Source organism: Paenibacillus aurantiacus (genome assembly GCF_042431225.1).
In the GTDB taxonomy this organism is placed as follows: domain Bacteria; phylum Bacillota; class Bacilli; order Paenibacillales; family Paenibacillaceae; genus Paenibacillus_Z; species Paenibacillus_Z aurantiacus.
The window spans coordinates 12,753-25,194 of the sequence record NZ_JBHMDO010000041.1; the positions used below are offsets into that span (position 1 = coordinate 12,753).

Sequence of the window (12,442 nt, forward strand, 5' to 3'; positions counted from 1 at the left end):
TGCAAAAAGCAACAAGGCTCATTCCTTGTTGCTTTTAATGCTGAAATTCGAAATGACTTTGCGGGAGGCCAGCTCTTTGAGCGCGCTGCGCAGCTCGTCCGGCGAAGGGTTGTCCAGCCCGAGCTGTTCCTTCAGGAAGGCCAGCTCCTTGTCGTTATTGTCTGGTTGTTTTTGTTTGCTCATTTTGCTATCTCCTCTTCCTTGGATTAGGCCCCTCGCCCGTGGAGCATGGCGATCAGCTCGCGCAGCGTGCGATCGTGCTTCCGTTTGCTTTGGTAGCCGATCAGCAGTTCGTTGCTGAATGTCAGCCGCTCGAAGGCGAGCTGGACGTTCGCGCCCGCTCCCGCGCTTTGCAGCATATAGGTCGGCAATATGCTGACGCCCGCCCCCAGCTCGACGCTTCGGAGTATGGCATGGAGATTGGGGATGACGTGAACCGGCTGAAGGAGCGGACGGCGCTTGAAATGCGCCCGCCACAGCCGCCGGATAATCGGCAGCTCGGGACCATACGAGATCCAGCTCTGCGCCGCCAGCCACGATTCGATCTCCTTAAGATTCTCCGTTGCCGGAATGGCCATCCGCGCCGGCGCGACGACCGCGAACGTCTCCTCGGCCAGCTTCTCGTATTCGATTCCGGGCTCCGCGTATTTCTTGGACGTGACGATCAGCTCGGCGGCGTCCTCCTTCAGCAGCTCCAGCAGCCGGTCGGCCGTCCCGAAGAGAGATACCGTGCGGAACGGGGCGTCCGCCAGCTTAGGCAGTATGCACTCTTGAAAGTACTCGAGCGAGGCGCCGATCCGGACGATGCTTGCGGCGGGCTGCGATGCGGATTTGAGGTGAGCGGTCGTCTCCTCCAGCGATTCCATCAAAGGGGCAAGCTGGGAGTAAAGCGCCTTGCCACGCTCCGTGGCGACGAGCCGGCGGGAGACGCGCGCGAATAACGGTTCGCCGACCTCGGCCTCCAGGGCGGCCAAATGCTGGCTCATGGCGGGCTGGGTCATCATGCGCGTCTTCGCCGCTTCGGAAACGGAGTTGTGCCTGTAGATCGCGATGAAGCTTCGGTACCATTCGAAATCGACCATTCGTGTCTCCAGCCTCCAGACGATCGGACAATTCTCTCATTATAAAAATATTTATAATAAGGTGCAATTTATATAATTAGATTTATTGAATCGCTCTGCTTATAATGGCCCTGTAGCGCCAAAATAAGAAGCACAAAAGGAGCGAGATTCAAAATGAAAACACATATATTGATCGTCGTCACGTCCGCCAGCCGCATGAACGAGGGCAAGGAGACAGGGCTTTGGCTGTCCGAGTTCGCGGAGCCGTATCTGGCGTTCACCCAAGAAGGATACGCGATTACGGTAGCCAGTCCGCGGGGCGGCCGAACGCCGATCGATCCGAGCAGCTTGAGCGATGCTGCCCCGGAACTGCTGGAGACGATCCGGTTCCTGGAGCAAACCGTGAAATTAGAAGATGTGGAGGCATCCGGGTTCGATGCGATTTTCCTGCCGGGCGGTCATGGCACGATGTTCGATCTGCCGGATAACGAGCGACTGCAGCGTTTGCTTCGCGAATTCTATGAGAGCGGCCGAATCGTGGCGGCGGTCTGCCACGGACCGGCGGGTCTCATACGTGCGACACTGTCGAACGGCAAGCCCCTCGTTGAAGGCAAACGGCTGACCGCCTTCACCGATTCGGAAGAGAGAGCCGCCGGCCTGGATGCTGCCATGCCGTTCCTGCTCGAGACCGAGCTGCGCCAAGCCGGCGCGGAATTCGTCGGCGCCGCCGATTGGGCGGATCACGTCGAGGTGGACGGCAGCCTGATTACGGGCCAGAACCCGCAATCAACGCACCAAGCGGCGCGAGCGGTCATTGCGAAGTTGAAGGGATAAGCGGTGCCCGGTCGCTTGCTTCCGCTTTACGGTAAATACAGCTGCATATCGTGATGCGCCGCATCTGGTGCCGCAAAGTGCAGCAGCCGTGAGCCTTCCTCTTCCATCTCGCGTTTCTCCGCCTGGGATAGCGGTTCGAACAGCTCGACAGCCAGTATCGCCGTCCCTTTCCGTTCTTCGATGGACCATATGCCCCGGACGAACCCGTCGACCAATACGGCAGCGCGAATAATGCCGTTCTTCGTGAATACCCGAGGCTTGATCGACTCGTCCATGATCCGCGACCGGTCGTGGTAAGAGAGCAGCATGTTGTCGAATTCACCGAGAAACCGGATAGGGACGGGCGTCTCCGGGTCGGGGAGCACCGCATCCATGACGTCGAACAGCTCTTGGCCGGATTCATCCCGGTACGTGCGCAAATACGGCCGCAGCTGATCGATGGCGGTTTGAATGCGTTTCAGGCCGGACCAGACTTGGATGTCCTTCACCGATGCGGGTCCGAACGCGGTCAAATATTGGATGATTAGCCCGGGAAGCGAGGCGTCTTCGGCAAGCGGCTCGCCGATCCACGATTCGGCCGTCGTATGAACGGCCAGCCCGCCTTCGCCCCAAACGCCGCGCGGGGGGATTTGTACAAGCGGCAGCCGGCAGCGAAGGAGGCCGGACAGCGCATCCGCGGAATAGCCCGGCCATCGTTCGCCGAGCCGGGCGCCCAGTTCGCTGAACGTGCACGGCTTCTCTTCCACGAGCGTTCGGCCGGCCGCCGCGATTTCGCTTAGATCGAGGCCTTCGAGCTCTCGAAGGATCGAAGCTTGCAGCAATCGCTCCAGCACGGGCTGGAGCAGCGGGCGCATGCGCAGGCAATCCCGGGCCGTCACCAGATGAATCGTGCCGCGCATGAGCGCGATCCGGACGGCGCTCCGGTCCAGCAGCCGCTCGGCCAGCTGCTCGGGCCGGAAATCGACCAGCCGCGACCAAAGTCCATAGTAGGTCGGATACGGATTCTGAGCTTGCATCCCGGCCAGGTGCTCGAGCGCCTCCAGCACGGGCATGTCGGCTCGCCGCAGCAGGAGCTGGCGGTGGAGGAGGGTTCGGTTGAGCGTGCGTTTGGATAGGATAGGGGGCAAATGAAGCTTTGTATTGGTTACGTTAGGATTCATTTTCGAGTGTGCCACCTTTACCATCGGAATAGGAGCGTTTATGCTCAGTATAACGTTTGTTCATGACATCTGTCTGTCAGGGAGGTTAGTGGATATGCTGGAGAAATTGATAAGCCTCCTGGCTTTGAACGTACTTGAGGAAATATATTTGATCGGCGTTGTCGACAAAACAGAAGATGGCACGATTGAGTTCGTGACATCGATGAATTTCTTGTATCTGGAGGTAGGGGAGCAGCTCATTGAACTAGCCGCTATTGAAAGCTACGGGAGGATTCGAATGTCGTTCGCGGATTCGTTCCATACGGATTTTGGACTCCATGACGTAGAAGCCGGTCGTGTAAAGATCGGCCAGCTCGTTTTCGAGAACCCGCTAAACGACAATAAGGCGGCAAACCTCACTTTATATAATCCTGAGCTGGATAAGGGATGGATTCTTACGGATGTGCTTGGCATGGAGTTAGCCAACGGGCAGTACCTCTTTATTGATCCCGGTTATCTAGGTATTAAAATCGGAGGCTTGGAGCTAAAAAAGGCCTGGGAAGACAATTATGCGGAGCGAGTTCTACCTCGCATCGGAGCATGGCCACTTGAGAAGGACATTCGGATAGCAGCTAAAGTTTGAGCATCAGATAAGCGAGAACGTTCTCATTCGTCTAGCCTCAAGGTTATGTCGGTAGGCTGTAGGGTAATTGAATTGTAGGTAGGAACCAGTTGACAAAAACGTTTTAAACTCATATTATTAGGGTAACTATTAAATATATAGTTAAAATGATGGGCGGTAATCGAACGATGAAACTCATCTTTTTCATCACGGAAGTGTAATGAATCTTGTTACAGTTCAGGTGTCCGACTCTAAACGAGGGTGGTGTCCAGTATGAGATTCGAAATGAGCGATTGGGTACAAGGCAAAGCGGAGAACGGCGAGCTGATCCAGGGCTTCATCGTCGCCATCTACGAGACGGAAGCGGTCCTGAAAGTCCATGTGGTTCAATCCGATAACGAAGCGGTCGTCGGCAAAGCGGTCATGATGCGAGAGCAATGGCTGAAAGACATGCCGTTCATGGAGACGGAAGACGCGGGGCAAATCGCCGATCTGATCGATCTTGCGCTCGCGACCCAAGACGGGGCATGGTTTCAGGAACTTTCGGCCAGATTAAAGCAGGGCGCCCGCAAAGATGCGCCAAGCGGAGGGCAGGTAGGGCACCGGGCGGTTCGCAACCGGCTCGATCTTCCGCGATACCAGTAAGCAACAACGGGCGCACCCGCCCGCGATCGATATAGAAGGAGCGATAGAAAACGATGAAAACAACGTACCAACCCTTATTCGAGAGCTTCCGCTTCAAGAGCGGCGTGGAGCTGAACAACCGTCTGGTCATGGCGCCCATGACGAATTTCTCCTCCGACGAGCACGGCAATGTGACCGATGCCGAGGTTAGCTATTATGAGCGCAGATCGGACGGCGTCGGGCTCGTTATCACGGCGTGCACGTACGTGACCGAGAACGGCAAAGGCTTCCATGGCGAGTTCGCTGCCCATAAGGATGAATACATTCCGAGCCTCTCCCGCCTGGCGAAGGCGATCCAAGCCAAGGGCGCGAAGGCGATTCTGCAGATCTTCCACGGCGGACGACAAGTACCGCCGGCGCTCGTGCCGGGGGGCGACGTCGTGAGCGCAAGCGCGATTGGTTCGGATCAAAACCCAGGCGTGACGCCGCGCGAGTTGACCGATGCGGAGATCGAATCGATCATTCGCGATTTCGGCGAAACGACGCGCCGTGCGATCACTGCTGGCTATGACGGCGTTGAGATTCACGGCGCTAACGGCTACCTGATCCAGCAGTTCTTCTCCCCGCATGCGAACCGCCGCGAAGACCGGTGGGGCGGCAGCCTCGAGAATCGGCTCGCGTTCCCGCTGGCCGTCGTGAGGGAAGTGAAGCGCGTCGTGGCTGAGCATGCGAAGCAGCCGTTCGCGGTCGGCTACCGTTTCTCGCCGGAAGAACAGGAAACGCCGGGGATTACGATGGAGGAGACCTTCTATCTGCTGGATGCGTTGTCGGCGGAAGAGCTGGATTATCTTCACGTCTCGCTGATGGAGTTCGACTCCAAACCGCGCCGCGGCGCCGAGGAGAGCAAATCCCGTCTCGCGTGGATTTTGGATCGGGTCGCGGGTCGCGTGCCGGTCATGGGCGTCGGCTCGATCAAGACGCCGGACGATGCGCTCAAGGCGCTTGAGACGGGCGCGCCGCTCGTCGCGATCGGCCGCGAACTCATCATCGAGCCGGACTGGGTGCGCAAAGTGAAGGAAGGCCGCGAGGCGGACATCGCCACGACGCTGACGAAGGACGACCAAGCGCGTCTGAACGTGCCGGATCCGCTCTGGCAGGCGATCATCCACACGCCGGGCTGGTTCCCGGTCGTGGAAGCGGCGAAGTAAGGCAGTTAGCCGAGCGTATAAGGTAGGGCGTAACGAGTATAGCGTGTAGATCACCCGCCGGGTATGGACCCGGCGGGTTGTTTGTTTTAGCGCGTGCGCGTGGGATGTGCGTGGGAGCGGACAGGTGTTGCGAAAGGGGACTGTGGGGATCGGGATAGCGACGCTGAGGTCGTTAACGGAAGCAGAATGGCTGTGTCGGAGCGGGATAACGACTCTGAGGTCACTAATGGGAGCGAGTGGGCTGTGATGGAGTAGGATAACGATTTTGAGGTCGCTAACGGAAGTAAGACGAGCGCGTGGCTGGCGATAACGACTCTGAGGTCACTAATGGGAGCGAGTGGGCTGTGATGGAGTAGGATAACGATTTTGAGGTCGCTAACGGAAGTAAGACGAGCGCGTGGCTGGCGATAACGACTCTGAGGTCACTAACGGGAGCAGAGCGGCTGTGTTGGAGCGGGATAGTGACGCTGAGGTCGTTAACGGGAGCGAAACGGCCACGGTGGAGTGGAATAATGACGCTGAGGTCGCTAACGGGAACGAAACGGCCACGGTGGAGTGGAATAATGACACTCAGGTCACTAATGGGAGCGAGTGGGCTGTAATGGAGCAGGATAACGACTCTGAGGTCGCTAACGGGAGCAGAGCGGCTGTGTTGGAGCGGGATAGTGACGCTGAGGTCGTTAACGGGAGCGAAACGGCCACGGTGGAGTGGAATAATGACACTCAGGTCACTAATGGGAGCGAGTGGGCTGTAATGGAGCAGGATAACGACTCTGAGGTCGCTAACGGAAGTAAGACGAGCGCGTGGCTGGCGATAACGACTCTGAGGTCGCTAACGGGAGCAGAGCGGCTGTTTTGGAGCGGGATAGTGACGCTGAGGTCGTTAACGGGAGCGAAACGGCCACGGTAGAGTGGGATAACGACTCTGAGGTCACTAATGGGAGCGAGTGGGCTGTGATGGAGTAGGATAACGATATTGAGGGCGCTAACGGAAGTAAGACGAGCGCGTGGCTGGCGATAACGACTCTGAGGTCACTAACGGGAGCAGAGCGGCTGTGTTGGAGCGGGATAGTGACGCTGAGGTCTCAATCGCAGATGAACCTGGCTGCGCGGCAGGAGGTCTGCATTATCAGCTGAATGGTGGGAGTATGGAAAGTCTCGAGGCGGATCGTCGAAAAACGAAGCCGATCCGCCAAACTAGATGTCGCGCATGAGGTAGACTCTCAAAGGGCAGTTGTGCTCTTCCGCATTCCGCGCGACCCTCCGGCACTCTCATGCTCCACCTGCCGAACGGGGCTATCCTGGCACTGCGGCGCTCGTTCATTTATCGGCGACCAGCCTAGAGCGGGTCGCACCTCAACAATCCTCTCGGGTAGGATGTGCCTGAACATTGCCAGCCGCCCTTTTTTGCATGCGAGGTGATTTTCGTATGGTAACTATGTATTATTTGTATTACAATTAGTAATACAAATAATACAATGGAAAGGAGTTTCAACCATGGTGATAACGCTGCAACTGGATGGCGAAGTCCCGCTTTATGAACAGCTGCGCAACCAAATCGTCATCGGCATCGCGACCGGCGTGCTGGAGCCGCGCGAGAAGCTGCCGACCGTGCGCCAGCTGGCCGAAGATCTGGGCGTGAACACGATGACGGTGAACAAGGCCTATGCGCTCCTGAAGCAGGAAGGCTACATTGTGATCGACCGGCGTCACGGGGCCAAAGTGAGCGCGCCGCCGGAGAGCGACCCGCGACAGGAGCTATCGCCGAAGCTTGCGCAAGAACTAGAGCTCATCATCGCCCAAGCGGCGATTCAAGGGATCGATCCGGCTCGGTTCCAGTCGCTGTGCGCGCCGATTTTTGCCAAGATGACGTACCGGTATACCTAATCGATAGGGAAGGGGTGCTAGCCCTTGCTAACCATTATCTTGCTCGTCAATGCACTGATCTGTTATGTCGCGTTAACCGGAGCCTATAAGACGCAGGCCAGCTTCAAGAACGGCATGCTCTTCGCGGTCTCCCTGCCGCCGGCAGCGAAGGAGGACGCGGAAGTCAAAGCCGTTCAGTTGGCCTTTTATAGGCGATTCCGTACGTACAGCCTCTGGTTGGCGGTCGGTTTTGCGCCGGTCGCGCTGCTTATCCCTTGGACCGCGTACCAAGTCGTATATTTCCTGCTCTGGATCGGCGTCTTCATGGCGGCGATGGTCATGCCGTTCCGCCAAGCTTTCCGCGACACGCTGGCGCTGAAGCGCCGCAACGACTGGTTCGTCGGGGCCAAGCGGGCCATCCAAAGCGACTTGCGGGCAGCCCGTCTGAAAAACGGCCGTTCGGCGCCATTGTGGCTGTTCGCGGTTCCTTTCATCATCGGGACCGGCGCGCTCATTCATGCCATGCGCACGAACTCGCAGCTGATTGCTCTGGCTTCCATCGGGATCGTCGCGACGCTCATTATGATTGCCATTGCGCTGCAGATGCGCCGGAGCAAAGCAAAGGTATACAGCATGAACAGCGACACGAACGTCTTGCTCAATCAAGAGCGGCGCAGGACGCTATCCTACCTGTGGCTGAATCTGGCTGTGGTCGAGAGCGTGCATGGCTGGATCATCTATCTGCTGATTGCCGCCAACCGCGTCGGCGACTGGTGGGTCGCGCTCATGCTGCTGTTCGCCGCGATTCCGCTCGCGCTCACCTATGCCGCGTATCGTAAGCTGCGCCGCTTGGAGCACGACATCCTCGTAAATGATGGCAGCCTCGTGTATACCGACGACGACGAATATTGGGGGAATGGGTTTACCTACCATAATCCGGACGACCGCCGCGTCTTCGTCGAGAAGCGCATCGGGGTCGGCTTTACGGTCAATACCGGTACTCCCGTAGGCAAAGCGCTCGCCTGGGGCACGGCCGGTCTGACTGCCGCGGTCATCCTCGTGGTGTCGTTCATGCTGATCCGCGCGGAACTGACGTCGCCCGTGATGACGATTACGGCCGATCAGCGCGTGGAGATCGCATACCCGATGTATTCGTACGATTTCAAGCTATCCGATGTGGAGCAGCTGGAGCTTGTGGACGATGTGCCTGACGGCATGAAGACGAACGGCGAGGCTACGGGCCGCTTCTCCCGCGGACATTTTCGGCTCAACGGGCTTGGCAAAGCACGCCTGTACGTGTTTAACGACAATCCGCCTTATATCCGGATGAAGCTGAACGATACGTATATTTACTACAACGAAGAAGACCCGGCTCGGACGAAAGCGCAGTTCGATGAACTGAAGGGCGAGGCGGGAGGTTAGCGAATGGATCAAGAATTGCTGCTGGAGTGGGAACGCGAGCATCGCGCGATGAAACGAACCGAAGAAGGATTTTGGCGCTGCTTCAAACGATGGCGCGAGGAGAACAGGGAAGACTACCTGGGACGTTCTCCGGCAAATTGTACGATGAGTTCATCGCCGTGGAGGACCGGTCGATCACCCTTAAGTACGACTTCCATCGGGAAGAGGCGTTCGTGCTCTGTTCAGTGAATGTGTCTTAAGTCGAACAGCAGATCGGGACGTATGCGATTGAGTTTTTCTTGCAAGGGGCGGTTGCCGACGATTTCCTCGATTTCGAAGATACGCTGTTCCAAGGCCGGATGTTGAAAATCAAACATCAGCTTCGCACCGCCCGCATCGCGCTGCGCGAGGGACTGAGCGTCGAGACTGCTAGCCGCATTGCGGAGCTGCCCGAAAGTTGCGTGGATACGTTGAAGGCAAAATACGTGAAGTAATTGCGCTGCGGATGGTACCAGCCAAACTTGGTACTATTCTCGTTCCGTCGTAATTGCCATAATCAGAATAGAAGAAAGGTATTGCGATGGAACAACGGAGGGACATGACTATGGAACAAGCCGCAGCGCCGATGGCGATGGTGATCGGCCTGGGCACGCTTGCCGCGATATTGATTTTTCTGGGCGCGATGATCGCCTTCGAGAGGGTCGGAGGGCGTGAGCCGGAGCATGGTTGGTTGCTGGATGAGGACCGGCTGAGTCGGTGACTCGTAAACGCAATCTCGAAGCGGGCGCAAGCAGGGGAGACCTACTCCGATAGGCGACATCAAGCGCAAAATGAAAGAGAGCACGCAGGCAGGGGAGCCATTCCCCGCTAGCGTGCTCTCTTTCATTCTATCTGCATCCCCGCCTAGCTTTACGCTAGCGCCTTGCGGAACTCCTGCGTCAGCAGCGGCACGACCTCGAACAGGTCGCCGACGATGCCGTAGTCGGCCAGCTGGAAGATCGGCGCCTCCGGATCCTTATTGATTGCGATGATGATGCGCGAGCCGCTCATGCCGGCCACGTGCTGGATGGCGCCGCTGATGCCGCAGGCGATGTAGATCTCCGGCGTGACGACTTTGCCGGTCTGGCCGATCTGCAGCGCGTAGTCGCAGTAGCCCGCGTCGCACGCGCCGCGCGAAGCGCCGACCGCGCCGCCGAGCAGGTCGGCGAGCTCCTCGAGCGGCTTGAAGCCGTCCGCGTTCTTCACGCCGCGTCCGCCGGAGACGATGACTTTCGCTTCGGTCAGGTCGACCTTGCCGGACGTCTTGCGTACGACGTCGCGCACGACGGTGCGCAGGTCGGCCGCCGGTGCGTCCGCGTGCTTCTCGATGGCCGCGCCGCCGCCAGCCGCTGCCGCCGCCGGAATGTTGTTCGGGCGAACCGTCACGACCCACGGATAGGCGCGGAATGTCTTCTTCTCGATCGCCTTGCCCGCATAGATCGGGCGGGTGAATACGACCTCGCCGCCTTCCTGCTCGACTGCCGTCACGTCGGACAGCTGGCCGGCCGACAGCTTCGCGGCGAGCGCCGGCGCGAGGTCGCGGCCGATCGCCGTATGGCCGAGGAACAAGCCGTCCGGCTTCAGCGTGTCGAGCAGCGGGGTCAGCGCCCGCACATAAGCTTCGGGGTTATAAGCGTTTAACCCCTCGTTTTCAATAACATGCACGTTGGCGAGCGGATACGCCGCGAGCTCCGATGCCAGCGCATCCAAGCCGCCGCCGAGCAGCACCGCGTGAATCGCGTCGCCGTCCTGCGCGCTTCTGGCTGCTGCCTGAAGCGCTTCCAAAGTAACCTGACGAAGCTTGCCGTCACGGTGCTCTGCTACGATCAGAAACGTTTTGCTCATCTTAAGGTTCCTCCCTTGGAATCGTCCGGATTAAATGGCTTTGGATTGCGTGCGGAGCAGCTCGACCAGCTTCGCGGCCTGGGAGGCGAGATCGCCCGACAGGATTTGGCCTGCTTGGCGGCTCGGCGGCAGGGACAGCGATTGACGCGCGGTCTTCGCTTCGAGATCGCCTGCAGACACGCCGATATCGTCCAGCGTCAGCTGCTTGAACGGCTTCTTCTTCGCCTTCATGATACCCGGCAGAGACGGGTAGCGCGGCTCGTTCAGTCCTTGCTGCGCGGTGAACACAGCCGGCAGCCGCACGTCGACGCGCTCGAGATCGCCTTCGGCGTCGCGCTCGGCGCTGGCCGAACCGCCGCTCACGGTCAGCTTCGTAATGGAGGAGACATGCGGAATGCCGAGCGTCTCGGCCAGACGGACGGCCACCTGCGAGCCGCCGGTGTCCACGGAGAAATTGCCGCCGAGGATCACGTCATACGATTGCTGCTTCAGATAAGCGGCCAGCACGACCGAGACGGCGTACTCGTCCTGCGGAATGCGGTCATCTTCGATGAGCACAGCCTCGTCTGCGCCCATGGCAAGGGCGGTGCGCAGCGCTTCGGCGGTACGGGCAGGGCCGACGGACAGCACGGTTACATTGTTCGCGCCGCTCTCTTCCTTCAGACGGATCGCTTCCTCGACGGCGTATTCGTCGTACGGGTTAATGACGAACTTGACGCCATCCTCGGATACGGCCCCATTGCTAACGACGATTTTCTCCTCCGTGTCAAACGTTTGCTTCAGCAGTACGACGACATTCATCTGACATGCTCCTCTCGAATTGAAGATGATTAGGATGAATTAAGTTAAGGCTTCAGGGCGCGCAGGAAGAACGAGACGGTGTTCTCGATCTGCCCGGACAGCGAATACTTGCGGCCGGAGATGAGCCAAGAGGTGACGACCTCGTCCATCGCGCCGAAGATGAGCAGCCGGGTCAGCTTCACGTCCGTTCCGGCCCGGAACGTGCCTTCGTCCATGCCTTTCACGAGCACGTTCTCGATCAGGTCGATGTACGGCTTGAGCGCCTGGCCGATCGCCTTGCGTAGCTCCAGCGAGCTCTGGCGCAGCTCGATCTGGGTCACGTAGGCGAGCGTAGGGTTTTGCTCCAGCTCCGTATAATGAAGCTCGCAAATGCGGCGAAGCGCTTCGTCGGCGGTGGCCGACTCCCGGGCGGAGGCTTCGAACTTGCCGACAAGCTCGCCCAAGCGTTCGCGGAATAAGGAAACGAGGATATCCTCCTTATTCTTGAAATATAAATAGATCGTACCGTCCGCCACGCCGGCTTCCTTAGCGATCTTCGATACTTGCGAGCCATGGTACCCGTTCTCGGCGAACACTTTGACGGCAGCATCGAGGATCAATTCAAATTTATTCATTTTTTTACTTGTCATGAATCGCACCTCGGTGTTAAGATCTAACCAGAAACTGAATGAATGGTCATTCATTTTCTTGAATCCATCTTATGAAATCCGCAGGACGTTGTCAATGTTATCCGCATAAGTTTTACGGCAGCACGCGCTAGAGGAACGAACGAGGGGTAATCGCTTCGAACGAAACGAGATTCGCCGCGCAAGACGGCGTCAACCGCTTCACCTTGTCTAGATGCAGGCATGTCGGTCATGGAAGGAATGACCGTGTACACGAATGAGGTATGCAGGACATTCCTTTTTCAAAATACAAGTATTTATAAGATGTCTCGCTTATAAATTATCTTGTATTTCTCCGGAATGAAACGTGCATCGCCGCAAAAGCCGGCGAAGTGCG

15 protein-coding genes are annotated in these 12,442 nt (G+C 58.0%); 9 read left to right on the forward strand and 6 right to left on the reverse strand.

The window, feature by feature from the left end:
* Positions 1–18: 18 nt before the first annotated feature.
* Together ACFFSY_RS25095 and ACFFSY_RS25100 are read right to left on the reverse strand one after the other, a co-directional pair.
* Positions 19–183, reverse strand: coding sequence for a hypothetical protein (locus ACFFSY_RS25095; protein ID WP_187434452.1), 165 nt, complete (start codon positions 181–183; stop codon positions 19–21).
* 23 nt (positions 184–206) lie between these two features.
* The gene (locus tag ACFFSY_RS25100) at positions 207–1,082 is read right to left on the reverse strand and encodes a LysR family transcriptional regulator (protein ID WP_377499302.1); all 876 of its coding nucleotides are present in this window, start codon (positions 1,080–1,082) and stop codon (positions 207–209) included.
* 153 nt (positions 1,083–1,235) lie between these two features.
* Here ACFFSY_RS25100 and ACFFSY_RS25105 point away from each other — a divergent pair, with 153 nt between their 5' ends.
* The gene (locus tag ACFFSY_RS25105; protein ID WP_377499304.1) at positions 1,236–1,895 is read left to right on the forward strand and encodes a type 1 glutamine amidotransferase domain-containing protein; all 660 of its coding nucleotides are present in this window, start codon (positions 1,236–1,238) and stop codon (positions 1,893–1,895) included.
* 26 nt (positions 1,896–1,921) lie between these two features.
* Here the strand turns inward: ACFFSY_RS25105 and ACFFSY_RS25110 are convergent, their stop codons facing one another.
* Positions 1,922–3,055: a winged helix DNA-binding domain-containing protein gene (locus ACFFSY_RS25110; protein WP_377499306.1), complete on the reverse strand. Its 1,134-nt coding sequence runs from the start codon at positions 3,053–3,055 to the stop codon at positions 1,922–1,924.
* Positions 3,056–3,149: 94 nt separating this feature from the next.
* On the opposite strand from ACFFSY_RS25110, the gene ACFFSY_RS25115 reads away from it, so the two are divergent.
* The 8 genes from ACFFSY_RS25115 to ACFFSY_RS25150 all read left to right on the forward strand — a co-directional run bounded on the left by ACFFSY_RS25115 (position 3,150) and on the right by ACFFSY_RS25150 (position 9,515).
* Positions 3,150–3,677 carry a hypothetical protein gene (locus ACFFSY_RS25115; RefSeq protein WP_377499308.1) on the forward strand — a complete coding sequence of 176 codons (528 nt, stop codon included), beginning with the start codon at positions 3,150–3,152 and terminating at the stop codon, positions 3,675–3,677.
* Positions 3,678–3,929: 252 nt separating this feature from the next.
* A complete protein-coding gene (locus tag ACFFSY_RS25120) occupies positions 3,930–4,301 on the forward strand; it encodes a hypothetical protein (protein WP_377499310.1) in 372 nt (123 codons plus the stop codon).
* Positions 4,302–4,354: 53 nt separating this feature from the next.
* The gene (locus ACFFSY_RS25125; RefSeq protein WP_377499311.1) at positions 4,355–5,488 is read left to right on the forward strand and encodes an NADH-dependent flavin oxidoreductase; all 1,134 of its coding nucleotides are present in this window, start codon (positions 4,355–4,357) and stop codon (positions 5,486–5,488) included.
* Positions 5,489–6,985: 1,497 nt separating this feature from the next.
* Positions 6,986–7,375 carry a GntR family transcriptional regulator gene (locus ACFFSY_RS25130; RefSeq protein WP_377499313.1) on the forward strand — a complete coding sequence of 130 codons (390 nt, stop codon included), beginning with the start codon at positions 6,986–6,988 and terminating at the stop codon, positions 7,373–7,375.
* A 24-nt stretch (positions 7,376–7,399) separates the two neighbouring features.
* Positions 7,400–8,776 (forward strand): DUF5808 domain-containing protein, encoded by a 1,377-nt coding sequence (locus tag ACFFSY_RS25135; RefSeq protein WP_377499315.1) that lies wholly within the window; start codon positions 7,400–7,402, stop codon positions 8,774–8,776.
* Positions 8,777–8,802: 26 nt separating this feature from the next.
* Positions 8,803–9,015, forward strand: a complete 213-nt coding sequence (locus ACFFSY_RS25140; protein WP_377499317.1) for a hypothetical protein — start codon at positions 8,803–8,805, stop codon at positions 9,013–9,015.
* Between the two features lie 39 nt (positions 9,016–9,054).
* A complete protein-coding gene (locus ACFFSY_RS25145; protein ID WP_377499319.1) occupies positions 9,055–9,249 on the forward strand; it encodes a hypothetical protein in 195 nt (64 codons plus the stop codon).
* Between the two features lie 110 nt (positions 9,250–9,359).
* Positions 9,360–9,515, forward strand: a complete 156-nt coding sequence (locus ACFFSY_RS25150) for a hypothetical protein (protein ID WP_377499321.1) — start codon at positions 9,360–9,362, stop codon at positions 9,513–9,515.
* 149 nt (positions 9,516–9,664) lie between these two features.
* Here ACFFSY_RS25150 and ACFFSY_RS25155 read toward each other — a convergent pair whose 3' ends face one another.
* Genes ACFFSY_RS25155 through fadR form a run of 3 tightly spaced genes read right to left on the reverse strand, consistent with a single transcriptional unit; the run spans position 9,665 to position 12,069 of the window.
* The gene (locus tag ACFFSY_RS25155; protein ID WP_377499323.1) at positions 9,665–10,639 is read right to left on the reverse strand and encodes an electron transfer flavoprotein subunit alpha/FixB family protein; all 975 of its coding nucleotides are present in this window, start codon (positions 10,637–10,639) and stop codon (positions 9,665–9,667) included.
* A 30-nt stretch (positions 10,640–10,669) separates the two neighbouring features.
* Complete coding sequence (locus ACFFSY_RS25160) at positions 10,670–11,440, reverse strand: electron transfer flavoprotein subunit beta/FixA family protein (protein WP_377499325.1); 771 nt, start codon at positions 11,438–11,440, stop codon at positions 10,670–10,672.
* 44 nt (positions 11,441–11,484) lie between these two features.
* Positions 11,485–12,069, reverse strand: a complete 585-nt coding sequence (gene fadR / locus ACFFSY_RS25165; protein WP_377499327.1) for a fatty acid metabolism transcriptional regulator FadR — start codon at positions 12,067–12,069, stop codon at positions 11,485–11,487.
* Positions 12,070–12,442: the final 373 nt, after the last annotated feature.

Bases quoted from the DNA above. Each gene is read 5' to 3' on its own strand.
- fadR (WP_377499327.1), bottom strand. From the start codon at position 12,069: ATGACAAGTAAAAAAATGAATAAATTTGAATTGATCCTCGATGCTGCC.
- ACFFSY_RS25120 (WP_377499310.1), top strand. From the start codon at position 3,930: ATGAGATTCGAAATGAGCGATTGGGTACAAGGCAAAGCGGAGAACGGC.
- ACFFSY_RS25100 (WP_377499302.1), bottom strand. From the start codon at position 1,082: ATGGTCGATTTCGAATGGTACCGAAGCTTCATCGCGATCTACAGGCAC.
- ACFFSY_RS25130 (WP_377499313.1), top strand. From the start codon at position 6,986: ATGGTGATAACGCTGCAACTGGATGGCGAAGTCCCGCTTTATGAACAG.
- ACFFSY_RS25125 (WP_377499311.1), top strand. From the start codon at position 4,355: ATGAAAACAACGTACCAACCCTTATTCGAGAGCTTCCGCTTCAAGAGC.
- ACFFSY_RS25150 (WP_377499321.1), top strand. From the start codon at position 9,360: ATGGAACAAGCCGCAGCGCCGATGGCGATGGTGATCGGCCTGGGCACG.
- ACFFSY_RS25110 (WP_377499306.1), bottom strand. From the start codon at position 3,055: ATGAATCCTAACGTAACCAATACAAAGCTTCATTTGCCCCCTATCCTA.
- ACFFSY_RS25155 (WP_377499323.1), bottom strand. From the start codon at position 10,639: ATGAGCAAAACGTTTCTGATCGTAGCAGAGCACCGTGACGGCAAGCTT.
- ACFFSY_RS25115 (WP_377499308.1), top strand. From the start codon at position 3,150: ATGCTGGAGAAATTGATAAGCCTCCTGGCTTTGAACGTACTTGAGGAA.
- ACFFSY_RS25095 (WP_187434452.1), bottom strand. From the start codon at position 183: ATGAGCAAACAAAAACAACCAGACAATAACGACAAGGAGCTGGCCTTC.
- ACFFSY_RS25160 (WP_377499325.1), bottom strand. From the start codon at position 11,440: ATGAATGTCGTCGTACTGCTGAAGCAAACGTTTGACACGGAGGAGAAA.
- ACFFSY_RS25105 (WP_377499304.1), top strand. From the start codon at position 1,236: ATGAAAACACATATATTGATCGTCGTCACGTCCGCCAGCCGCATGAAC.